This window comes from Paenibacillus sp. LRG-1 (assembly GCF_057220305.1).
Map to the genome: position 1 here is coordinate 3,044,185 of NZ_CM170126.1, position 24,321 is coordinate 3,068,505.

At 40.0% G+C, this 24,321-nt stretch carries 16 protein-coding genes and 1 pseudogene; 1 reads left to right on the plus strand and 16 read right to left on the minus strand.

Annotated elements, in window-relative coordinates; translation table 11 throughout:
* Nucleotides 1-113 precede the first annotated feature (113 nt).
* The 16 genes and pseudogenes from ACUUJN_RS13305 to ACUUJN_RS13380 all read right to left on the minus strand — a co-directional run bounded on the left by ACUUJN_RS13305 (nt 114) and on the right by ACUUJN_RS13380 (nt 22,183).
* On the minus strand, nt 114-236 hold the full coding sequence (locus ACUUJN_RS13305) for a hypothetical protein (RefSeq protein ID WP_484668557.1): 123 nt from the start codon (nt 234-236) through the stop codon (nt 114-116).
* 382 nt (nt 237-618) lie between these two features.
* Nucleotides 619-1,959, minus strand: a complete 1,341-nt coding sequence (locus tag ACUUJN_RS13310) for a glycoside hydrolase family 30 protein (protein ID WP_484668558.1) — start codon at nt 1,957-1,959, stop codon at nt 619-621.
* 321 nt (nt 1,960-2,280) lie between these two features.
* A complete protein-coding gene (locus ACUUJN_RS13315) occupies nt 2,281-4,587 on the minus strand; it encodes an alpha-L-rhamnosidase-related protein (RefSeq protein ID WP_484668559.1) in 2,307 nt (768 codons plus the stop codon).
* Nucleotides 4,588-4,621: 34 nt separating this feature from the next.
* On the minus strand, nt 4,622-5,509 hold the full coding sequence (locus tag ACUUJN_RS13320; protein WP_484668560.1) for a carbohydrate ABC transporter permease: 888 nt from the start codon (nt 5,507-5,509) through the stop codon (nt 4,622-4,624).
* Between the two features lie 11 nt (nt 5,510-5,520).
* A complete protein-coding gene (locus ACUUJN_RS13325) occupies nt 5,521-6,408 on the minus strand; it encodes an ABC transporter permease (RefSeq protein WP_076265089.1) in 888 nt (295 codons plus the stop codon).
* Between the two features lie 126 nt (nt 6,409-6,534).
* The gene (locus tag ACUUJN_RS13330; protein ID WP_484668561.1) at nt 6,535-8,055 is read right to left on the minus strand and encodes an ABC transporter substrate-binding protein; all 1,521 of its coding nucleotides are present in this window, start codon (nt 8,053-8,055) and stop codon (nt 6,535-6,537) included.
* 873 nt (nt 8,056-8,928) lie between these two features.
* Nucleotides 8,929-10,452, minus strand: a complete 1,524-nt coding sequence (locus tag ACUUJN_RS13335; protein ID WP_484668562.1) for an ABC transporter substrate-binding protein — start codon at nt 10,450-10,452, stop codon at nt 8,929-8,931.
* A 230-nt stretch (nt 10,453-10,682) separates the two neighbouring features.
* On the minus strand, nt 10,683-12,287 hold the full coding sequence (locus ACUUJN_RS13340) for a response regulator transcription factor (protein WP_484668563.1): 1,605 nt from the start codon (nt 12,285-12,287) through the stop codon (nt 10,683-10,685).
* Nucleotides 12,268-13,494 carry a sensor histidine kinase gene (locus ACUUJN_RS13345; protein WP_484668564.1) on the minus strand — a complete coding sequence of 409 codons (1,227 nt, stop codon included), beginning with the start codon at nt 13,492-13,494 and terminating at the stop codon, nt 12,268-12,270. The genes ACUUJN_RS13340 and ACUUJN_RS13345 overlap by 20 nt, the downstream gene beginning before the upstream one ends.
* A 719-nt stretch (nt 13,495-14,213) precedes the next feature.
* Nucleotides 14,214-14,396: a group II intron maturase-specific domain-containing protein gene (locus ACUUJN_RS13350; RefSeq protein ID WP_484669755.1), complete on the minus strand. Its 183-nt coding sequence runs from the start codon at nt 14,394-14,396 to the stop codon at nt 14,214-14,216.
* Between the two features lie 958 nt (nt 14,397-15,354).
* On the minus strand, nt 15,355-16,038 hold the full coding sequence (locus tag ACUUJN_RS13355; RefSeq protein WP_484668565.1) for a DUF554 domain-containing protein: 684 nt from the start codon (nt 16,036-16,038) through the stop codon (nt 15,355-15,357).
* A 75-nt stretch (nt 16,039-16,113) separates the two neighbouring features.
* Nucleotides 16,114-16,929 carry a MerR family transcriptional regulator gene (locus tag ACUUJN_RS13360; RefSeq protein ID WP_484668566.1) on the minus strand — a complete coding sequence of 272 codons (816 nt, stop codon included), beginning with the start codon at nt 16,927-16,929 and terminating at the stop codon, nt 16,114-16,116.
* 303 nt (nt 16,930-17,232) lie between these two features.
* Nucleotides 17,233-18,501 carry an acyl-CoA dehydrogenase family protein gene (locus ACUUJN_RS13365; protein ID WP_484668567.1) on the minus strand — a complete coding sequence of 423 codons (1,269 nt, stop codon included), beginning with the start codon at nt 18,499-18,501 and terminating at the stop codon, nt 17,233-17,235.
* A gap of 107 nt (nt 18,502-18,608) precedes the next feature.
* Nucleotides 18,609-19,052: a DUF1064 domain-containing protein gene (locus tag ACUUJN_RS13370; RefSeq protein WP_484668568.1), complete on the minus strand. Its 444-nt coding sequence runs from the start codon at nt 19,050-19,052 to the stop codon at nt 18,609-18,611.
* A gap of 12 nt (nt 19,053-19,064) precedes the next feature.
* A pseudogene (locus ACUUJN_RS13375) lies at nt 19,065-20,461 on the minus strand (DHA2 family efflux MFS transporter permease subunit).
* Nucleotides 20,462-21,199: 738 nt separating this feature from the next.
* On the minus strand, nt 21,200-22,183 hold the full coding sequence (locus ACUUJN_RS13380) for a glycoside hydrolase family 5 protein (RefSeq protein ID WP_430179954.1): 984 nt from the start codon (nt 22,181-22,183) through the stop codon (nt 21,200-21,202).
* A 764-nt stretch (nt 22,184-22,947) separates the two neighbouring features.
* Here ACUUJN_RS13380 and ACUUJN_RS13385 point away from each other — a divergent pair.
* Nucleotides 22,948-23,769: a MerR family transcriptional regulator gene (locus tag ACUUJN_RS13385; RefSeq protein WP_484668569.1), complete on the plus strand. Its 822-nt coding sequence runs from the start codon at nt 22,948-22,950 to the stop codon at nt 23,767-23,769.
* Nucleotides 23,770-24,321: the final 552 nt, after the last annotated feature.

Here is a 24,321-nt window from a genome sequence, read left to right on the forward strand (position 1 = left end):
TGAATTAACTAAAACATAATCAACTATTACACTCCAAAAAGGATTTAAAGTTATAAGAATATCTTTTGGGTACACCAATGATGTTGGCCATTACCTAGTAGGTAAAAGTCCTGTCAGCGCCTGAACAATATCGACGTGCTTGCCTCCATGTCATCTACTAGCATTAAGCCTCCAATCATAACTTTGATGCGGTTACTAACCGACCATAACCCCAGTCGATATAAATATTTAGCCATTAAACTCCTCACTCCCATCAGAACTTATCTTTGTTTCTGAACCTATTTTAAGATTTATACTGAGAAGCATCATCGTCCAAAAGGGCAAGGTGTACATGTACCTTTGGGTAATTATATATATTTCATTTATTATTTAGATTTAAAACTCTTTTTTTTAAAAAAAGTTAATATTACCTAAAATATAATCATATAACTTCTTACCCTTTAACTCCACTTAAATTAGATAAGCATCAAACAAGATTGTCCTTAGGTTGGGAACAAGAACTTATATCGTTACAACAAAAAAGTCGCCGATAATGGCGACTTCTTATGCGTATATGCTCTCATATGTTTTTATTGATGTGCATCTTCTTTTTTACTTGATAAATTAAAGAATACCAATTTATCTTTCTATGAATCCAGTTACAATCGAACTTGCAGGTACCAAGAACTCCACAACTTGCCCTTCCATCCGTAATGTTACTGGTACCTCTTCATTCGAACGATTAAGCAAAACAACCACAATGGACCCATTAGGATTTTTCATGGATACTAGATGTAACTTGTCGGTGTATTTTGTGGAAGCAATCCGTTTGGCTCCTGGCTCTATATAACGGCTAAAATGACCAATATACGTAAAAGAAAGCTTTTCTTGCACGATATCCTGTTCTGTGTCACACATAATCGGGGCATCACAGAAATTGTTTACATGGTTAGGACCGCCTTCTTTATTGAGGATGAGATTCCAGTCCATGAAGGCTGTCATTCCGGCATTCAAATTCCCAATGATGTCATAGGCGTACATTTGGGCGTTCTCTAATTGTCCAGCCAAACTAAACCTGCTATATTCCACACAACCCTCTGTAAATATCAACTTCTTGTCAGGGAATTTTTCATGGACAAGCTGTATAGCGTCAAAATGCTCACCTGTATACCAGTGGAAAGCTACTCCACTGACCATTTGATCTGTCTCTTTATCGATGATTGTACACGCCCGTTCAAACATTCTTTCTTTATTGTGATCCCAAATATGAACTTCGATATCTTGTAAACCATTTTTCACTAACGAAGGATATAAGAAATCACGTAAAAACTCTTTCTCTTCTTCGGCCGTATACAAACAGGAATCCCATGTTTGTACCGCATTGGGTTCATTTTGAATGGTCAGCATATCTACTTCAAAGCCCTTTTTACGGTATTCTTTAATGTAATGGCTAATATAATCAGCCCAGAATGCTCTATATTCGGGCTTCAAGGACCCTCCATAGGTTCGTTGAGCATTTGTTTTCATAAAGTCAGGCGGTGACCAAGGGGACAACATCACGCTTAATGATTTACCGGCTGTTAGCTGCGCCCCTTTTAAAAGAGGAATAATATACTGTTCATCTCGCTCCAGAGAGAAAGATTGGAACTCTCTATCCTCCGGATCATTCAATGCGGCATATTGTCCTAAGGAAAAATCGCAGCTATCCATATGAGTTCGAAGCACATTATAGCGGTTCCCATTAGGTCCAAAATAAGCATTCAGTATGTGCTTTTGACTTTCCTCACTCATTAAGGAAAAAGTGTGGCCTGCTGCCTCGGTAATTGCTGCACCAAAGCCATCAAACGTTTGATATACCATTTCAGGATAGATATTCACAACCTTCATTTCCACACCTTGGTCAGGCGAAAAATCTATCTTTTCCTGATGCGTATTCTTGCGGTCATCCTCATAGGTGGTCGTAATCAGTTTTATATTCATAGCTGTTCGCTCCTCCACTTATAAAAGTTGAATTCGCTCTCCTCGCCTATAGCTTCAAATAACAATTTGCAACTACAGCTGTACAGAGACGTTCTGCTCTTTCTCTATATTCGGAGGCAACCTCTCCCTGTTTACAAAAGCTGCTATCTCGACTCCTTCTTTTAAAACTATAATGGTAACATTTGCTCACATTAACTATCGTCACTGTGGATGCTTCTGTAAATACCGCATCGAAGCTCTCAATTTGCTGGTAAACAACATCTTCATACACATTGATCAATTGTTTCTCCCTGGATGAAATTGGCACTTTCTTTGGTTGAATTAACACACATACTTTATCCCTTCAGGCGTCTCGACTTTGAGATCGATGCTCCCGTCTTCAGCCTTCTCCCATTTTACTTTGACCAGACCCTTCGGTGTGACAACCTCACCTTTCGCCCAGGTTAGATATCCGGGAGTAGGTCTTACCTGGATGCTTTCGTAACCTGGTTCCGCCGGTTGTACTCCCAGAACAATTGCCGGAAGTTCATAGAGAATTAAAGCGCCCCAGGCATGACAGTCACTTCTCTCGGATACACTATCCTCTACACAAGTTGTGAGGTTGTTCGCCAGCATCTGTCTCCAAAGTGTCCATAGCTCATCCGTTTGGTGATAGAGACCGACCTTCTCCACCGCTCGGAACAGGTAATAGGCCATCGCAACAGAGCATGGGGCCAAGGATGCATCCGTCAAGGCCAATTCCATCAATTTGGCTGCTTCCGAACCGCTAACGACATCGGTCAAAATCCCAAACACCTGAGCATGCTGACTGTATTCATCTATGCCAGGGCCATCCTGAATCAGACCGTCTCTCCCGACGCAGTGTGCAAGTACTGCTCGTTTGATTCCTTCCGCCTTCAGCAGGAGATTTGCCGCCAAATCGGGTCGATCCACGTAACCAGCCAATTCTGCCGCAGCCAGAAGTCCCATCCGATATAGAAGAGAATCAAAAGTTACAGGGCCTTTATAGATGGCATTCGGTACGCCGGTATTCCATTCTGCTACCCAATCGACGAAGGACCAATAAGGGTTTCCCATCCCTCCTTCGGATGTCCTTGCCGTCAATCCTGTCTCATCCAAGCGCTGGTCGAAAAACTGAAGAACTCTTTCGATGGAGGGCATATACTTCTCAACCAACTTCTTATCGCCAAAGTACATCATATGGTCATGGATCATGAGAATATAATAGACGGCGAAGCCGGGAATGACATTAGGCCCGGTAGATGGATAACAGCTATTGATCAGACCATCGTAACGCTGGGAACGAAAGAAATCATCCATGCACTTTCTTGCCAAGCGGTCATCTGCAGCGATGTTATACGTAAACAGGATTTGGGACCGAGAATCCATCGCATATTGAAGCTGTTCGTAATACGGGCAATCCTCATAGGTTTCGTGCATGCAAAGACGCAAGGTTCGCTCGCTGATCTCCCAAATCGCTTTTAAGGATTCATCTGAGGTTTCCACCTTAGTCTGTACCTCAAGCGGATAACCCGTCTCCCGAAACCCCAGCCTTGTAAAGATCAAGGGCTCCTCTTCAGTTTCCACAGTAATCTGAATAAAACGGAACGTTCGGAACCAGAAGGGCTCATATTCCTCCGGACGCTCAATCGTACCGAAACCGCCAACCCGATACAAGTCAGGAGTTCCTTCTAAATAACCATGGGTGTAGTCGGTTCGGTCTCCCTTCGCAGGAGTAGGAATATGCCCGTTCTGGTCTTTGCGGGGATAGACGTACGCTTCAGCGCAAAGAATAGAGACTCTTGCGTTTTCACCTCCGGCAAACGCCGTTTCCAGAAAGCCCGTTGTCTCAAGTCCAGCACTGATCTCAACAACAGACTTCGTATAAGGTGGGATTGTAACGTCACTTTGGCCTTCGATCAACTTCTCCCACTCATCGGTACTTGTATGCGGCGTTCTGGCACATATCACACTTTTGAACCTGCTTGGCTTCTCATAAAGGAACGGAATCGGCCTGCGTGTCATTCCACCGGGACTGATTGCTCTTCTGACTTGGTTGTCCAAATAAGCCCTAGTTCCCGCCCAATCATGGCCATCAAAGCCGGGTTGCTTCCAACCCCATGTGCGGATGTTCCCTTCTGCGGTCTCAACAATATACAGCGGGTCGAAATAAGGATTGGCCTGCCCCAGTTGAACGCGATCCTCATAGAAGCTTTTCCACGTTTCATCGGCTTCAATGGAAAACTCGTTTCCTCCCTCCAGCAAGATGGTTCCATCCAGATACAAGCCCGGCATATCCGTTCTCCAGACGGAATGGTTTCCACGTTCATGCTGCTGTGGATAGCGGAGGACAACCGCTGCGAATACATTTACACCCGGCCGCAGCGCTGTTCTAACCTCCAACTCGTCGTAAAACCAGACTTGATCGTCTCCTTTGCAAGGCCCTTGGACAATGGAAATGCCATTGATATAAAGGCGATACCTTGAGTCTGCGCTAACCCTCAGAACCGCGGATTGTACCTTCTGTTCCAGATGTATTTCTTTGCTGAAGTATACAAACGAAGCGCTGTCCCGGTCATAAGGCCCCGCGGTCCAAATCCATTTGCTGTTTCTGTTAACGATCGACAAATTCATGCACTCCTTTTCGAGACCTTTGCCCTTTCTAGCCTTTGACAGATCCAATGGTAATTCCCTTTACAAAATATCGTTGGAAGAAAGGATAGAGCACCAAAATAGGCAGCATTCCCACAACAGCGATTGCCATTCGAACGCTGGTGCTTGGCAGTTCTGTGGTAACCTTCTGGCTTACGTTGCTGGTGCTGAGAAATTGGATGTTGGTCAAGATCGAGTTCAATACATTCTGCAGACTGAACAAATTCTGATCGGTCAAGTAGTACAAGCCGTTCGTCCAATCGTTCCAGTAGCCGATCCCGATCATGAGGCCCACAGTTGCCATAATCGGTAAGGAGAGCGGAAGAATAATCTTAAAAAATACTTTGTATTCCCCAGCTCCATCCATCTCTGCGGCTTCAATCAATTCCGGAGGAATGTTGTTGGAGTAATAGTTCTTCATGAGCAGCACGTTAAAGGCGTTTAATAATAGATTGGGGATGATCAAGGCAAAAATGGTATTTTTAATATGAAAGAAACTGGTCCACATCAAGTAGGAAGGTACCAGCCCTCCGTTGAAAAGCATGGTGAAAAACACAATGAAAGTGAATGCGTTTCTTTTTGAGAAATCTTTTCTTGAAAGCGGGTAGGCAAGCATAGATGTCATGAGCAGCCCCACGCTTGTGCCGACAACCGTTACTAGAAGTGTAATCCCGTAAGCCCTTAATAACATGGAGCTTTGTTGAAATAAGTACTTGTAAGCGTCCAGGCTGAATTTCTCAGGGAAAAATGAGTAGCCGCTAAGAGTCAAGGTCGCTTCGTCTGCAAAGGAGGAAACCACCAGCAGCAGGAACGGCAAAATACTTGCCAATGCCAATAGGGTTAATATGATGTTATTACTGATTTGAAATAGTGTACGCTTATTGATTAAATTGTTCATCTCTTCACCTCTTAGAATAGCGCATTGTCTTTGTCTAACTTCCTGACGATATAATTAGCCAGGAGAATAACTACGAACCCAACCACAGATTGGTATGCGCCTGCCGCCGAGGCCATCCCAATGTCGTTCATCTGCAGCAGCCCACGGTAGACGTAAGTGTCAATAACATTAGTCGTATCGTAGAGAGCTCCGGAATTCATCGGAATTTGATAGAACAGGCCGAAATCCGCATAGAAAATCCTCCCGACTGACATCAATACCAAAGTAATGATGGTAGGTTTAAGCATAGGCAAGGTAATGGAGAGGGTTTGTCTCCATTTTCCTGCCCCATCAATTTCTGCGGATTCATAGAGAGACTTATCGATACCAAGAATCGAAGCAAGGTAAATAATACAAGAATATCCTAATCCCTTCCAAAGGTAAATGAATGTCAGGATATACGGCCAATAGGAAGGCTCCATATACCAAGAGATAGGATCTATGCCGAATAGAGGCAAGATTGTGTTGTTGATTAAACCGGTGTCCATACTTAAAAAGGCGTAAGCGATATAGGCGACAATAATGATGGACATCAGTTGCGGTAGAAGCAAGACCGTTTGATAAAACCGGGACAGAAATTTACTGGTAAGCTCGCTTAACAAAATGCCGACTACTACACCCAGTACAGTTCCCAATATAATAAACACTACATTGTACAAAATTGTATTCCGCGTGATCACCCATGCATCGGATGTGCTAAAGAGATACTTGAAATTTTCAAATCCTACCCAATCGCTTTGAAAAATACCTTTGGAGAAATCAGTGCTCTTAAAAGCAATAAAAAGTCCAGCCATCGGGATATAGTTATTGATCAGCAGATACAACAGTCCGGGCAGCATCATCACATACATCGGAATCATGCTTTTTCTTTTCTTGATCTTTGTGTTCAAAGGGATCCTCCTTACTACCTTTTGCATGCTGGATGAAATAGAGTACAAATAGGTAACAACAAAGTCCGCATATTTGTACCCTGTGGTAAGATGATTTTACTTCTGGTTTGCAGCATACCAGGCGTCAAGTTGTTTCTGTTTCTCCGCAATGATTTTATCCAGTCCTGCGGCTTTTAGCTTCGCATTAAAAACCGGTAAGTACTTGTCAGGGTCCATGCTTCCCGTATCGAGTGCCGGCCTGTATTGATCGATTACATTGTTTACATTCGCGATTTCCGTTTTCACCTTCGAACTGTCGTATGAGAAACCAAGAGCGATTGAGATGGGTGCCGTTTTATTATTTTTCTTGAGAGTGTCATAGCTACTCGGATCATTGCCTTCCCATACATGAGCGATCAGCTGATTGCCCATTAGCCAATCCTGACCAAGGCCATAGCCGGTATTGCTCGCATCCACACCGCTCGGATAACCAATCGTTCCGTCCTGCTTCTTCTCATAATGCTTACCCTCGATGCCCCAGTCAATCAAGTTGATAATGTCCGCATTCGTATAGGTCAAATTAAGGAACTTCACAGCTGCTTCAGGATTCTTAGAAGTAACCGGTATAACCCAGGTCAGACTTTGAATAGTTCCCGAAGTAATCAAGGAATCCTGCAGTTTCTTCGTGACAAACGGATGTCCGGTGTTTCTCTTCAATTGAGCATCCAGCCCTACTTCGCCGCCGATGAATTCAGAGAATCCTTTGCCTGCTTTGAGCAGATTGGTCGCGGTTTCGGTTGTTGTTGCCGCATCCCTCAGAACGTACCCCTTTTGATACCAGTCTCTCATCGTTTTCAAGAGCGATGTATATTCCTCTGTTTCATATAAATTGACAACCTTGGTGTTATCGTTGCCAAGAAGCACGCCTAAACCATCGCCCAGATTATCGTAAGTCGATTGAAACAGTATCGATGAAGGCACGGTAGTCACGTTTCCTGTCCCACTAGGAACAAGCATGGCCATTTGCGGTTCCTTCTTGGATACCACATCGTAAATCTTGGTTATATCCTCAATCGTGTTTACGCTGTCAATATTTAAGCCGTACTTGTCCAGAATGTCTTTTCTCATAGCAATATTTGGGACGGCTGCTTTGCCGTTTCCGACGGTCACGCCATACACTTTTCCATCAACTGTTGTTCCTTTTAAGAAGTTCTCCCCGATAGCTGATTTGATTCCTTGACCATGCTTCTCAATCAAATCCGTTATGTCCAGCAGAGTCTTCTGAGCAACCATACTGTTGAAACTGCCTAAGTTTGGCATAACATCAAGCTTTTCTCCGCCGGAGATCATCAGGTTGATTTGTTGGCCCCAGTTCCCGCCGCTAATTGGCAACAGCTTTACTTTTACGTTAATTTCCTTGACCGATATCTTATTAACTTCGTCTTCTATAAGCTGCATATCCTTCGGTATATTTCCATATACCGGAAAGGCATATACGATTTCGTTGGGCATGGCGGAATTTCCTGTCCCCTGTGACCCGCTTTCCCCGCTCTTACTGTCAGAACTTCCGCTACCACACGCGGAAAGGAGCAAAGCAAACATGGTCAATACGATTATAAATTTCTTATTCTTTTTCACTTTGATTCCCCCTTTGTTAACATTTCAGTCCAACCAGCCAGTGAAGATATTTTCAAACTGGCTCTGTAACCGATTAACTTCATTATATAAGCGCTTTCATTTTTACTCTTTAATTCATCAGACCTCTGTTTGGTCATTTCAGACCTCTGTTTAGAGTCCGAACGTCTTATAAAGTTGAAAAAATCCCACGGCTGATGGGATTGGTTATTATCCGACTTTAATTATTTCTATTCCGACTTTGTGCTCTTTCTTCTATATTCGGAAGGGATGCAGTCGACAACCTTTTTGAACAATTTAGAGAAAAACGTGAGATTATCATACCCTACTTCACTAGCCCCTGTGCTGATCGGTTCATTCGAATGATTCAATGTTCAAGCAGTTTTCTATTTTTGCTTCGGTCACATATTCGATAAGGGAAGCGTTCAACGATTTGTTACAGATTAAAGAATTTGATGCAATTAACATAAAAGATATCGCACAGAGAGCTACCATTAACTGTGTTGATGAAATAAGATGTTGCAGCGTACCTCCATTTAAAACTCAGGGGCGGGAAAAAATGTGATTTTACAAAAAAAGAAAGCAGCTCCAACTGAGGAACTGTTTTCTTTTGTTCGGGATATTTTATTGATCTAAACATCTAATTCTTTCAATGGTCCAGTAAGATCCATTTTACCTACATTAAGTCTGTTCATCCCATGATGTAATGGTTCTAAGTATGTGACAATTTCTAAAGCTACAGACACGTCTTGGATGTTATTTAAAAATTCTTTTGCTATTCCCATCACATACCATCGGTTATGACTTGATCCATTGAATAGGGTGCAAATAGGTAACAACAAAGTCCGTATATTTGTACCCTATGGTAAGATGATTTTACTTCTGGTTTGCGGCAAACCAAGCATCAAGCTGTTTCTGTTTCTCCGCGATGATTCTATCCAGCCCTGCAGCTTTCAGCTTCGCATTAAAAACCTGCAAGTACTTTTCAGGCTCCATGCTTCCCGTATCGAGTCCCGGACGGTATTGACCGATTACATTATTTACATTCGCAATTTCCGTCTTTACCTTCGAACTGTCGTAAGAAAAACCGAGAGCGATTGAGATCTGCTCATTTTTATTATTTTCTCCGACAATCTTGTGATTATTTGGATCATTACCTTCCCATTCATTAGCGATCAGTTGATTACCCATCAACCAATCCTGCCCAAAACTATAGCCAGTATTGCTCGCATCCACGCCGCTTGGGTAGCCGATTGTCCCGTCCTGCTTCTTCTCATAATGCTTGCCCTCAATTCCCCAGTCCAGCAAGTTAATAACGTCCGCATGCGTATAGGTCAAGTTCAGGAACTTCATCGCCGCTTCGGGATTCTTGGAAGTAACTGGTATAACCCAGGTCAGATTTTGAATAATGCCTGAAGTAATCAAGGCACCCTGTAGCTTCTTCGTGACAAACGGATGTCCGGTGTTTCTTGTCAATTGAGAATCCAAGCCTACTTCGCCGTTGACGATCTCCGAAAATCCTTTGCCTGCTTTGAGCAGATTAACAGCGGTTTCGGTTGTAGTTGCTGCATCCTTCAGGACATATCCCTTTTGATACCAGTCTCTCATCGTTTTCAGAAGCGACGTATATTCCTCTGTCCCATACAAATTGACGACCTTGTGGTTCTCATTGCCAATTAGCACACCTAAACCGTCACCGAGATTATCGTATTTCGATTGGAGCAATAGCGATGTAGGCACCGTCGTAACATTGCCTGTCCCACTAGGAACAAGCATGGCCATCTGCGGTTCATTTTTGAATACAACATCGTAGATCTTGGTAATATCCTCAAGGTTGTTCACACTGTCAATACTTAAGCCGTACTTGTCCAGAATGTCTTTTCTCATAGCAATATTCGGGACAGCCGCTTTGCCGTTTCCGACGGTCACGCCATACACTTTTCCATTAACTGTTGTCCCTTTTAAGAAGTTCTCCCCGATAGCAGATTTGATTCCTTGGCCATGTTTCTCAATCAAATCCGTTATATCCAGCAGTGTTTTTTGGGCAACCATACTGTTAAAGGTGTCCATCGCCGGCATGACGTCAATCTTTTCTCCGCCAGAGATCATCAGGTTGGTTTGTTGGCCCCAGTTGCCGCCGCTGATTGGCAGCAGCTTTACTTTTACGTTAATTTCTTTAACCGATATCTTATTAACCTGGTCTTCTATAAGCTGCATGTCTTTTGGTATATTTCCATATACAGGAAAGGTATATACGATCTCGTCAGGCTTTACGGAATTCTCCTGTGATCCTGACTCTCCGCTATTGTTGCCTGAGCTTCCACCGTTTTCGCCACTACAAGCGGAAAGGAGAAGAGCTATAATAGCTAACAGAATTAAAATTTTATTTTTCTTTTTCATCTCTTGATTCCCCTCTGTTTAAAAATTTCAGTCCAGGCAACCAGTAAAGATATTTTCAAGCCGTTCTGTAACCGATTAGTTTTATTGTATAAACGCTTTCATTTTTACTCTTTAATTCATCAGATCTCTGTATGGTAATTTCAGACTACTGTCCAGAGCCTGAACGTCATATAAAGTCAAAAAAATCCCATGTCAGATGGGATTGGTTATTATCCGACTTGAATTATTTTCTATTCCGACTTTGCGCTCTTTCTTCTATATTCGGAAGGGGTGCAGCCGACAGCCTTTTTGAACAATTTAGAAAAATAAGTGAGATTATCATACCCTACTTCACTAGCCACTATGCTGATCGGCACACTCGAATGATTCAACAATTCAAGCGATTTTTTTATTCTTGCTTCAGTCACATATTCGATAATTGACAATCCAGTAGATCTCTTAAATATTCGAGTCAAGTAATCGGGATTGAGGTAAACATGATTGGCAATGTCTTCTCTTGTAATTTCGTTTTTCAGGTTGGTATGAATATATTCCTTTACTTTTCCAATCACTGACTGCGATTTTGCGATCTTGTCTGTGTAATCGACGGCTCTGTCAATGAAATAATGAATCCATGTTCTCATATAATCAATGGTGCTTATTGAGTTGCGATAGAGATCTTGTGACTGCGGATCTTTAAACAGTTGATGCGCTTGAACTTCTTTTTGCTGCAAAAATGAATACAACATTTGCAGGACATCCTGTTGAACAATGCGTAGCACTTCCAGGTTAAGCTTTTCTTCTATGGCTAAAGCATGAAGATAATTCATGATTTCAAACTTCAATTTATCTTTTTGCCCCTGATGCAACATTATTGTCCACTCTTTGGTAAGTGGCTGCAAAGCTGCGATCGGGGAATCAAGATCAAGATCCCGCTCATCGTAATCAAATATTTTACTTGTTAAGGTAACATTGTTTTTGTCGATTTCAAGCAGACTTTTAAATATTACAGGGAGCTGTTCGCCGTACACAAATTCACCTATATAACAGCTTACACTGCATCCCAAATAGGTATTACCAGCGACGATCAGCTCCTTGCACACCTCTTTTATCTTCCCTGCATGATGTTTTCTCTCTTCAGTCTCCTCTAGGATGGCTATCAATTGACCGTTCAGAATAATGAGGGAGTTCGAGTTCACATTTTTGAATAAAATTTCACCCACAATATTCTTCAACGCGTAATCGAGCAATTGTCGGTTCCAAGTATCCAGCTTAGTAACAAGTCTTTTTTTACAGATTAATACAAGCCTATACCGTTCATCCGTCTTATAATCGACATTTCTTTTTTTTGCATTTTGCGCGATTTCCGCAGGATTTGTTGAGAGTTGTCCTTGCACTAAATCGGACCAGAATCCTTCAGCAATCACAGATTGATTATTAATCCAATATTCTCCGTATTCACTATATTCTTTCAAACGCTTCGTTGATGCAATTTTGGACACAACTTTGTAGATTACCTGCTCAAGTTCCTCAAACGGGATTGGTTTGACCAGATAATCAAAACTTCCAAGTTCAATTGCTTTTTTGGCAAATTCAAATTCCGCATGGCAGGTCAATAAAATACTCTTCGTCTCTGGAGAATGTACTTTAATCCATGCAAGCAGCTCTAATCCGCTACCTTGCGGCATTTCAATGTCACAAATTGCGATGTCTATTGTCGTTGCAGAGAGACACTCCTTAGCTTGAAAGATGTTATGAGCCGTATAAACTTCATCAATCTTAAGCTTGTACCAGTCAATGCTGTGTTTGATCGCTCTGACGGTCTGAATTTCATCATCAACGATTAGGATATTCATTCTGAATCGGCCCCATTTCTATCGGTAATATAACCTGTATACGAGCACCAGCATTATTGCTTGCGGTTACGCTGGCTTTATCTCTATACATCAACCTAAGCCTTTGTTTAACATTCCAAATTCCGATGCTTGCACCGTCGTCTTTATTCCAGACGTTCTCTGAGTTGATACGCTCCAGCGCCTCGGCCGAAAATCCTTTCCCGCTATCCTGGATCGTGATACTTGCATACTTGCCGTTCTCTTGTTCGATCCAAGCTGCTTCAATGAACACCGTTATGGGTTCATTCATCGTAAGAGCATGCTTTATGATATTTTCAATAAATGTGTGCAAAATCAGCGGTGGCATCTGTAAGTTCATCAACTGCTGATCTGCATCGATATGGCAAATTAAATTTTCCCCTGAACGGATCTTCTGAATTTGAAGATATGTCTGGACATGCTTTAGTTCATCCTCGAACGGAACAAGCGTAAAATTGCCCCGAACCATATACCGTAAATAATCTGACAAACTCCGGACCATTTCCTGGATTAATTGATAGTCATTCATCTGAGCCATGCTATATATAGTGTTGAATGCATTCAAGTAAAAGTGGGGATTGATTTGCATCTGTAGGTACTGGAGCTCCGCTTTCTGTTTATGAATTTGTTCTTCATAGACTTCAATTTTAAGTTGCTGAATCTGTGATGTAAAACCATTGAAGGTATCAATTAGAAGCATAAATTCATAGGGATGATCTTCAACTATGATATTATGGCTCAAGTCTCCGCCCTCAAGCTGCTTAATGGCCTGCTTTATCATGGTGATCGGCTTAAATATCCATCTTTTTAATATAATGAAGTTTAAGGGGATGCAGAGAATGGATAGCAGCGCTATACTGCTAATCACAATCTGAATCAGATTGAGTCCTTCAAGAATGTTATTTTCATTATCTACAACCGTTAATCGTAAATCCCCTCTTTTTGAATCCTGACCAATAACCATATAATTTTTGCTAATTCCAGTAAGATAATATGTGTTTAAGTCGCCGGACAGATCAATGTTATAACTTTGAATAAAATCGTTATTATTCATGGCCTCCCCTTGTGGAGTGGCCAGAATAAAGGAATTCTTTTGATTAAGATCTAGATCATGAATATACTGAATGAATGTATCGACGTTGATCCACGCCCCCACATAGACAGACCCCACATTGAAAATTCTCAGCATGTAATTCGAAGTTCCTATCGTCACTGGAAACCATTTCAGAGTTCCAATATTTCCGCTATCGCTTGCAAGTTTCGATATATACTCTGAAACCGTGATTCTTTCCTGATAGTTCGTACGTGAACTATATGAATACAAATAATCCTTCGTGGTGCTCGAGTAGATAAAGAGACTGTCCACCAGGTTGAAAGTACTCATGGATTGAACAATGTTTTCCTTTAGATTAGCTTTGGCAATCTCTCGCGCTCCCGGGTCATCATATTCCAAGTTGGGAATACTCAAATCGTAAGTTAAAGTGCTTAAGAGGTAGTTATCCACATTTTTTAACTCAGAGTCAATTTCATTCATATATAGGGCAATGGTATCTTTTTTGGATTCAGAGATCTTCTTATGCAATACGTTTATGGAATAAAGGTTGTCAAAAATTAAAAAGAAAATGAGTGGTATGATTATAAGCTGTGATCCAAGTGTAAGTTTAAAAGTAAGTGTTTTGTATAAGCTCTTATCAGGAAGAAGTCGCATAATTTCATCTGCTTTCCTTGAGATTGGATCTCTTTAATATTGCTTTGTATCATATTATACAAAGCATTAAATCCTCCGTCTTAGTTATTCAATCTGACAAAATTATATCGATAGCGTATCGAGTAGCAGGAGCAATTAGCTGCCGAACTCTCACACACTCATATTACCGTACATGCGAGCCTTAATAAAGCGCTTCCGAATTAAAGAAGTTTGTGGATGCAGTATTGTACCCTTCTTGACTGTCTCCATAAGCACATGCAAAACATTTTCCGTATCCACTGATTATTTACAATGATTCTTGCCAATGCCAACTGGAAGTAGCCCATCCAGCCCAATAGATAATGGTTAAAGTGGATATACGTTCTTCTATAGAGATTGGCCAGATATTTTTGGTCATTCTAGGATCTTCGCTTCTTTGAAAGGTGAGATCGACATCGGAGTCAGCCGTATGCTTGCCTATCGCTTCGGCCAAGATCGCAGGCCTAGAAATTGCGGCTCAATAGCGATCTACCATAATTTTTTCCCGATTCTTTATCCGTTTAACTTTTTACACATGGTGGCTTTGTAGGCAGATGTTTAATTTCCAACTTTATACTTTCACCAATGAAGTCACTCATGAACGTTTTATATTTTTGACTATCTGAATCACACTCTGCCATTAATCCTTTTTTCTTAAAGCTCTACGAGTTTTTAATATAACCTCTTCAACATAAAAAACAAGCTTTTTAGTGTCAACATGCTCCAAAAATCGCAAGGTAACAAATAACGATTTAATTGATTTAGCTTTTTTAAAACTTTTATAGATCTCATCTATAAGTTATTTTATCAGGACCATAATTTAAGATTAATCGGTGACTTTTTAATCAATCCTTTTTCAGACTTGAAAATAGTAAATATTACTATTATAAACATTGACCATGCTTCTAGTCTCCCGTACAATTTTTTCTTTACGTCATAGGGATGATAATCACAAAAAATTTGAAGAGACAACCTTAACCTACCTTCTTTCATGTGGCAAGAGAGCCTCGGATAAATCCAAGCCTCTCTTATTATTTGACAACGTCAGGAATTGTGTTATTGATTTGCAATACGAAATTTAATTAAAGGTATCCAAGTTGTCAACTATATCATACGATATGATTCAGGCATTCCTAGGCTACCTTGTATTTATCATTAGCGAATCAGTTACTTCTTGTAGACTAATAATGACCAGCGTTTGTGAACCATCTTCTTCACCTATAGTAATCTCCTAACGTATTAGCGACTGTATGTTTTGTGAAAATAATAGCGCTAAAAAAACTATTAATGTGACTTAGAAGAACCTAGATTAGATTTTAATAATCACAAATTAAAAACAAAAATGATCAAGAACATAAGAGGCGGAATTGCTAATGACGGCAAGAGATTTAGTGTTTTAAATTTCTTAATTCCTAAAATACTTAGTCCTGAACATAATATTAAAATACCTCCAATAATGGTTACCTCGTTCATTAGATCTGTATTTAACGAATTCTCTATTAATTTCGCAATTAAATAGATTGAACCTTGCCAACAGAATAATACTAAAGCAGAAAACGCTATACCTAAACCAAATGTTGAAGCTAAAACTATAGAAGTTATACCATCTAACATCCCATTAGCAAATAAATAGGTCAGGTCACCTTTTAGAGCAGCTTCAACAGGACCTAGTATAGATAAGGAACCGATACAGAATAATAAAATAGCAGTAGATAAACCCTCGGACAAATTACCTTTCGAAAATCTATTAACAATATTGGAAAACTTCATCTCCAAGTTGATCTTTTGGCCAATTAATCCACCTATGGCCAAACTAACAATAAAAAGAACTGGATATTTACTAGATGGCATATGCTGTACGATTGCATTAATTCCAAGTGCTGTTGCAGCTAATCCCATCGATTGCATTAAGATTTCTTGGTACTCGTTCTTTATTCCCTTTTTAAAAACACTCCCAATAATACTACCTACAATAATCATTAGCACATTAAAGACTGTACCAAACAATATGATTCTCTCCTTTCAAAATTGGCATATTTAAAAAAATAAACCCTCTAGTAACTAGAGGGTTTATTTTTTTGATTAACGACTAAATGGCAATAATATTTCTGTTACGTACTTATCCACATTATTAGTGATACCATAGTCGATCAATGTTATTTCGATAGAATCGTCTATGATATTATAATTATGTTTTTTTATATAATTAAGCAGCTTTTCATAAAATAGAGCTGCATTGACATGAGTTCCTCTAAACCGAACTCTTAAATATTCGCGAGAGGGAAAAATGACAGCAGCCTTTGGTATCTTATCCCCTTCCTCTAAAACCATGAAAATACTGTTGTAACGGTCAAATTCATGTGATTGAATGTCCTTAAAAGCAACTGAAATTCCTATTTTACCTAAAAATATATTTTCTTCTATGTTAAAATTTTTTCTCAATTGGGCAATTGGATACTCAATATCTTCGCCAAGTCTATAATCTTGGGTTAAATGGGCTACCCTTAGTTTCGGGAGCTTTACTTCCATAATTGTATCTAATGGATTAGTTATAGCATCATATATCTGAGTCAAGCGTCGCGAAATTTTTCTTTCCACCAACTCTAATTCTCTCTTTTTATTAGCAATTTCAGTCTGTTGCCTTTTTAACATCTCAATCAGTTTATCCGTATCACGGTAGTCGAAAAACTCCAAAAGCTCGCTGATCGGTAAGCCCAGAGCCCTTAAATATTTTATTGTACTTAACCTTTCAAATTGTTGAGTTGAATAATAACGATAATTGGTTTTCTCGTCTATATACTCTGGTTTCAAGAGCCCAATCTCATCATAATATCTAAGTGTGGCAATTTTGATCTGAAATAATTTTGATAAGTCACCTATAGTGAATAATTCCTTCATAAAAAAACTCCTTTGCAAATCTATATAATAAAATATGGAAATTTATCTTCTCAGTTTTTCTTCCAACAGGCAGACTATACCACAATTTAATTTTTTTATGTATTCAAACCATCAAGTTTTTTAACCTCGGAATGAGATCAAGTTCTTGTCAATGGCCTATGACAACAACATTTAATAGTCGCCGCTGCACTTATCGTTAACCAATCTTCCCCCGTTTTTCATACTAAAAAGCCGCTGATCTCGTTATTCAGATCAGCGGCTCCTATTAATTTTCGTACTAATTGTAACTTACATAGTCGCTAATTAGTGTGCTTGCTCCTGCTTAACAGGTTGATTTCTTATTAGATGTGCACTGCTAATCGTGACAATATGCTGTGGCTGTAATCCTAAAAGTACTCTCCCGTATAGCTCTAGGCAGGTAGAAGCTGTGGTAAACGCATGATTAGCTCCGCCTCTAATGTCACGAAATATTTGCGATAATCTGTTCGAATCCAGAATTGCGCTGCCGCCGCTTTCTATCATTAGCATTTCAACTGCTTCCGAACACAACATAGCAGCATACCCAATATCCGTTTGGATTCGTACAAAATCTTCTTGATTTAATAGTTCCCCACGTTGTACATAATTCTCTAGAATGTCGATAGATCGATTGATATGAAGATGTGCGGATTCAACCTTCATAGCTGCCAGCCCTACTTTGTACTGAATGTGTCCAACCTCTGCTTGCGATCTGTGAATGGTCATGGCTATTCCCTTTTTAGGCGCTCTTTCAATAAAGTGCTCCAATGCCCCTCTTGCCAGCCCAAGAATAGTGCTTATACCTGTTGTAATACTGGTAATTAGAAATAAATAATGCTTATATCGATCTTCCCCTTGTAAATGTTGTAACCTATTCTCATCCACTTCTTCGAAATTTTCGTCAGCAACATATTCATTGGGAATAAATACATAATTCATTTCTAAACTATTACTTGCCGATCCTTTTAAACTCATCGTATGCCAATCATCGACAATTTTAATTTCATCCATGGGAACAACGGCCAGCTGCATCTTCGGATCTTGTTGCATCGCACTAGCATCTTTTAAATTTAACAATGCATGTGTTGCGTGCTTTGACCCAGAACCAAATGCCCAACGGCCATACTCAACCAAATAGCCTCCATCTACCTTCTTTACAACGGTTTTAATGGCTTGTAGTACCGAACAAAATTTCACCTCGTTTTCTTGTTTAAAAATCTTATCGACCACTTCTGAGGGCAGCAGTTGTGATGAACTATAGTTATTTCCGTTTATATTTTGAACCACCCAACCTACGGAACCATTTCCTCTTGCCACTTCTGAAACAATTTCAATCATTGCTCGTATACTCACTTCATATCCACCGTATTTTTTCGGTGTTCTAAGCTTGAAAAGTCCTGCTCTTGAAACTTTTTCAATAATCTCTTCGGGTATATGCATGTCTTTATCAATTCTTGTTCCATATTCCTTTAACAATGGAACTAATTCCGTCGCATTCTGGAGAAGTTTTTGCTCTTCATCGGTAAGTTGAATTACTTTACTTAAGGTTGACAATAGAAACACTCTCCTCATTACACGTATTAGGTTTTGATATGGATTCTGAGATAAATGACTCATAAACTACTTTATAATGCTCCGATCAAGAGGTGGGCATCTCCGCTCTATATCTCATCATCGTGCACCTCAAGAAACTTCCAGTTATTTGGAAGACAGTAGTTTACAATAAAAAGCTGACGCCGAAGAGGATAATCTCGTTGTATTTTTTTGATGATACGGCCTTTAATCTCGACGACTTCAACGGAGCCATCTTTGAATTCCATATAGAAGTCTGGTGTATATACACGTTTTTTGTATTTCTTGCCGCAATGCTCCACAGCCTCCACAATCTCAAAGGTTTTATGCAGTTCCAACTTATGGAGAAAACCTGCAATAATCAAGGGAACTATTCGCTTATTATAGAAGCGCTCCTCCGCATCGCTATCAAATGCGGGACGTTGAGTAGGCAATGGCTCCCGAGGTTTTACCAATCGTTGATCTTGCTCTCGAATTTTCACATGAGGATTCGATGTAAGGAGCTCCATGAGATCGGCTTCAGACATATGCATAGGCTCACCTCATTATGACCAGTCTGATTTGGCGACTTTCACTCGTCTAACGAAGACTCCAAGAACAAGCCCAGCAACGGCAATCAACATAGCGAACAAAAGTGCGTTCTGCATCCCTGCAATCAATGCCAGTTTTGTATTAGTCGGGTCTGAAGGGTTAGGTACATCCTTCATAAAGCTTGCTACTCCGCTTGTCATAACGCTAACCGCTACTGCTAATCCGAGAGCCCCAGCAATCTGCTGTAGCGTAGTCATTATAGCCGTTCCATCCGGGTACATCTCGGCAGGAAGCTGATTAAGCCCATTCGATTGAGAAGGCATCCATACCATTAGAACTCCAATCATTAGGCAGGAATGCAGGATCACTATCAAAGTAATCGTGGATGCCATCGTAATACTAGAAAAGAACCACAGTGAGGCCACGGTTAAGAGCAAGCCGGGAACAACTAGAAATTTGGTTCCAAATTTATCAAAGAGCGTCCCAATGACGGGGGAAAAACAGCAGAAAGGATACTGCCCGGAAGAAGAATGAGACCCACCTTCAGAGCGCTTATTTCAAGAACGCGAATCATAAACATCGGAAGAATAAACATGGCCGACATTTCAGACATCATGCAAACGAACACCAGCAATGTACCGATAACAAACATCGGATTTTTAAGCGTTCTTAAGTTCATAAGCGGTTTCTTCATGTTCAGTTGCCGGAATACAAATAGTATCAAGGCTATAATGCCCACGATTAGGGATACAATGACCTTGGAGTTGCTCCAGCCATGATCGCTTTCTCCAACGGTACTAACAGCGTACACGACACCCCCAAAACCCAAGGTTGACAAGATCAAAGAGTAAAGGTCGATACGTGGTTTAGTTATTGGTGATACATTCTTTATATACGTAGCGCCAACGAGTAAAGCAATCAGCAGGGTCATTAAAGATACCCAAAATATCCAATGCCAACTCAGCTTATCGAGCAATAGACCCGAGATGGTTGGGCCTATAGCAGGTCCCACAGTGAAAACAAGCGTAACCAGACTCATCGCTGATCCGCGTTTCTCAGCCGGAAATATGATTAGAGCTGTATTGAACATCAATGGGAACAGGAGACTCGCTCCTACAGCTTGTAATATACGTCCTATCAACAGGATTTCGAAACTTCCGGCCATGCCTCCAATAGCTGAACCTACGATTGAGATAATGAGTGAGGCCAAGAAAAGTTGCCTCGTGGTAAACCACTGGATCAACAATCCTGAAAGTGGAACTAAAATTCCCAGTGTGAGTAAATAACCACTACTTAGCCACTGGACTGTGGATTCCGTAATAGCAAACCGATTAATCAAATCGCTAATAGCTATATTAATTGCAGTTTCATTAAACGTACCTATTATACCGGCCAGCATTAATGAAAACATAATAGGTAAAACTTTAACATTTGGAACCTTTTGTTGTTCTGAAACAGTACCTGATTGCAATACCTTCACTCCTCTATTTCTTACTAATTTTCACTGCATTACTATCTGCAGCACGGGATCATTTTTATATTAGTAAGCTCGTTCACCGGAGCCTCGGTAGCAGGCAGCGCATTGAGTTATTTTCATATCTGAACCTCCTTGTATATTTATCTCATTCTCTCTCTAAAATCCTTTGAAGAGTTAAACTCGGAAGCGGACGTTATGTATCACCACTTCAGCTCTTCGGTCACATTTCTTTGAAAAAATGTGACTTTTCGTATAGAGGAGAACTTTCAACTTTTTGATCATAGCACACGCGTGTCAAGTACCCCCCTCATCGAAAGAAAAAGTCAACCCCCTATATTTTTTTGTGCAAAAGTTAACATTTAATATTTAATTGCAAATATACTTAATGATGAAAGTTTCCGAATGAAATCACTTCAGAAATTTAGGAAAAATGCTCTAATAAGTTTGTTGTAGCTACTTTACTTTGATTATTTGGTATAGAAATTTTAATTAAATACAAGTTCTTGTCCTTTGACATTTAACATAGTTATGTATCGAAAAAAAGAATAGGTAGAATCCCCCCCTACATGCAGGGTATGTATTTAAAGCTCATTTAAATTAAACGTAAAGCCGCTCCTGAAAATTCAGGAGCGGCTATCATGATATAAGCTCTTCATTTTGGGCTGTGTGGTTTTAGAAGATACCAGCTTTTTGCGATGTTTCTTTGATCCCATTAGTCCCCTCAACTACAGTTCGGCCCCAATCCGTCAGATTACCATTAGGTCCTGTTGCAAGATTGAGATAGGAGAATTCGGAGCTATTACCATGCCAAGACCAGGCTAACCAGCCAATACCTTTGGATCGGCCGTATCTCATGATTTCTGTCTCGTCGACATCCGCTCCCTTATGGTAACCGCCAAATTCACCAATAATCAGAGGAAGCCCTTTATTCAGAACACTATCGATATTGCTGCGTACAGTTTGAGCATCTTTACCAGCGAACTCATACATATGGATGGAAAATACCGTATTCTTCAAGTAATCAGCTGCAAACACAGATTGTCCAAAATCCGGTATAGACTGAGGATACTGTCCCCATCCGGCACAGTCGACGATGAGCGTATTTTTGATTCCTGCATTTCTGAGCTTAGGAATAGCCTGCTTGTACCCTTCCGCCCAATTGCTACCATTCCACGTTCCGTGCCATTCGTTAGCAATGTTTACGATAACTCTGTCTTCCTTGCCAATTAGAGCATCTTTTATGCTAATCCAGTAATTCACAGCCGCATCTAAAGAAGCGTAATCGTCTTTGCCCGTAGCGTCATGAACTTCAAGCACAGGAATCATTTTATTACTTGTGACTAAGGAGATAATTTCTTCCACTTTATTTATATCATCCTTCTGGTACACGTTTCCGTTTGAAAGTACAATCCGAACTGTATTAGCACCTGTCTGAGCAATTGCCGGGATAGCTGTGTAAAGTTCATCTTTGTGCCAGGAATGAGCATAATTGACGCCCCTCATAACAAACGGCTTGCCGGTAGAATCATACAATTGGGTTCCGCTCACATAAAATCCTGAGGCAGCTTGTGCCTTTGAGAAGAATCCCCCTAAACCTATCATGATGAGCAGGCCAACCAGTCCAGACAGTAATGCTTTTCTTAACAATACTTTCATTTTTATTCCTCCTTAAATTTATTATTCAACTCGCTGCTACACAGATGTATTGAGTATATGTAGGCCTATGTATAGCAGTAAGCTAAACACAATATTATGCGAAACTAAATCAATGTTATTTTTTGTTATCCTAATATATATTTAAGAGTTATTCAATTGTTTTTCTATTTTTATTTTATTTTTTTTGGAATAAAGACACAAAAATTTCATTATTACAGACCTGAACCATCCCATATATTGCTATTATCAATACATACCATCATATATTTTCATATTTAAGTTAGCCAAACAAATATTAAAACACCAAACTTTTTTAAAAAAATAGGCTTATTTTATGTATAATAACCTAACATTTTGCTGCTGCCACTCATCGTTAGCCTGCACCTTGCTCATCTTGAATATATCCAAGGGTAAATTCCACTGGCCTGGTCAGCCACCTGCGGGAATAGACCTGCCATAACGAGCGAATAACCATTCAAAATCCATAGTTTTTCTAAAGCAGATGTACCCAGATCACGGGTCAAGCTTGTAGAGCTGTGTAAAGGATAGTCATATCCATAACAATGGCAGAAGCGCACTTTATACGATCAATAGAATCATCCCGCGTTTGAATGCTAGCATCTTTTTCGTTCCTCTATACCTATATGCATTATTTGACTTGTGCTCTTGTCATTCTAATATATAGGGTTACCCTACAGTCAAACTCGAATTCCTAGGGTACTATGGAAAACAAAGTTTTGAAGATCAAGATGGAGGAAGAAACCGTGTCTAAAAAAAATCATCAATACTTTACTACTAGCGAGCTGGCCAAAACATGTGGGGTAACTAAACATACCCTTTTTCATTATGACGAAATTGGACTTTTGAAACCTGAGTTCACCAATTCCAAAGGGTTCCGTTATTACTCTATTCATCAGTCTTACGTGCTTGATATTATCAATGTACTTAAGAAGACAGGAAGCTCACTACAAGAGATCAAGGAATTTATTCAGAATCAGAACACATCTATGTTCGTAAAACTTCTAAAACAGAAACAACGTGCTCTGGAACTTGAACACCTTAGAATAGAACGGATGCAGAGTTTTCTGAAAAGTGCTATCGATATGACGGAGCAGGCCATGCATGTTTTGCGAGATGCTCCGACGTTAGAGCAAAGTGAAATGGAATATTTCATTGCTACACAGTTAGACCCTGAAGATGGTGACAAGGGGTTTGCCAGCAAATTAAGTGAACATCGAGAGTATTGTGAGAAACACTTTATAAATCAAGAATTCCCTATCTGGGCCATTCTATCTAAGGAACGTTTTGTATCAGGGGATTACTATCCCGATTATGTGGCCAATATGTTGAAAGCTCCTATTCAGGGAGAAAGATTGTTTATCAAACCGAAAGGGCAATATGTGGTCATGGATCATAAAGGGTCATACGAAACGATGTCAGATACGTATTCGATTATAAAAAAATACATGGATAGTCATGGGATGATAGTATGCGGAGATGTATACGGAATGGAACTGCTTAGTTATCATGCAGAGAAAAATCCTAACAATTATATAATCCGAATATCGGTTGAGGTTTTAGCATAGTGTGCGGATTTTTCTAATAAGACACTTGGGGAAGAATAGTCAGTTTGCCCTTCGATTTATTAAGTTTAGAATTTGAATTGTAAGTGATATCATTTTGTATGGGTAAAGAATTTATTTTTAGTTCATTCATGCGGGGACAGTATCCAAGATAGACAATACTCTTTTTTCGTAATGATTGCATTAGCGTCTATTAATGTTTTAAATTATCTCATTAAGTAGCTTTTACGGGTATTCTCTTTTTGGACAGTACTTGTTAAATTTGAACATTGGTGTGTCATTACGCATCATCGAATAATCTTTAATCAAGATTATTCGATGATGCGTGGTATTTCATTTGCTGTAACCAAGAAGTCTAAAGAGAATCTTTCTGTTGCCAACCAATAAATAACACAGGAAGAATATGATATGGCTTATCAAGATTACGCGTATACCTAACAAATCCAGCCACTTTATAATACCATCAGTACCCGAACACAAAATAAGTTGCTTCCTAAATGAAGGTTGTTAGTAAATTTTTTAAACTATACTCAGGTAATAAAAAAGACGCTCTAG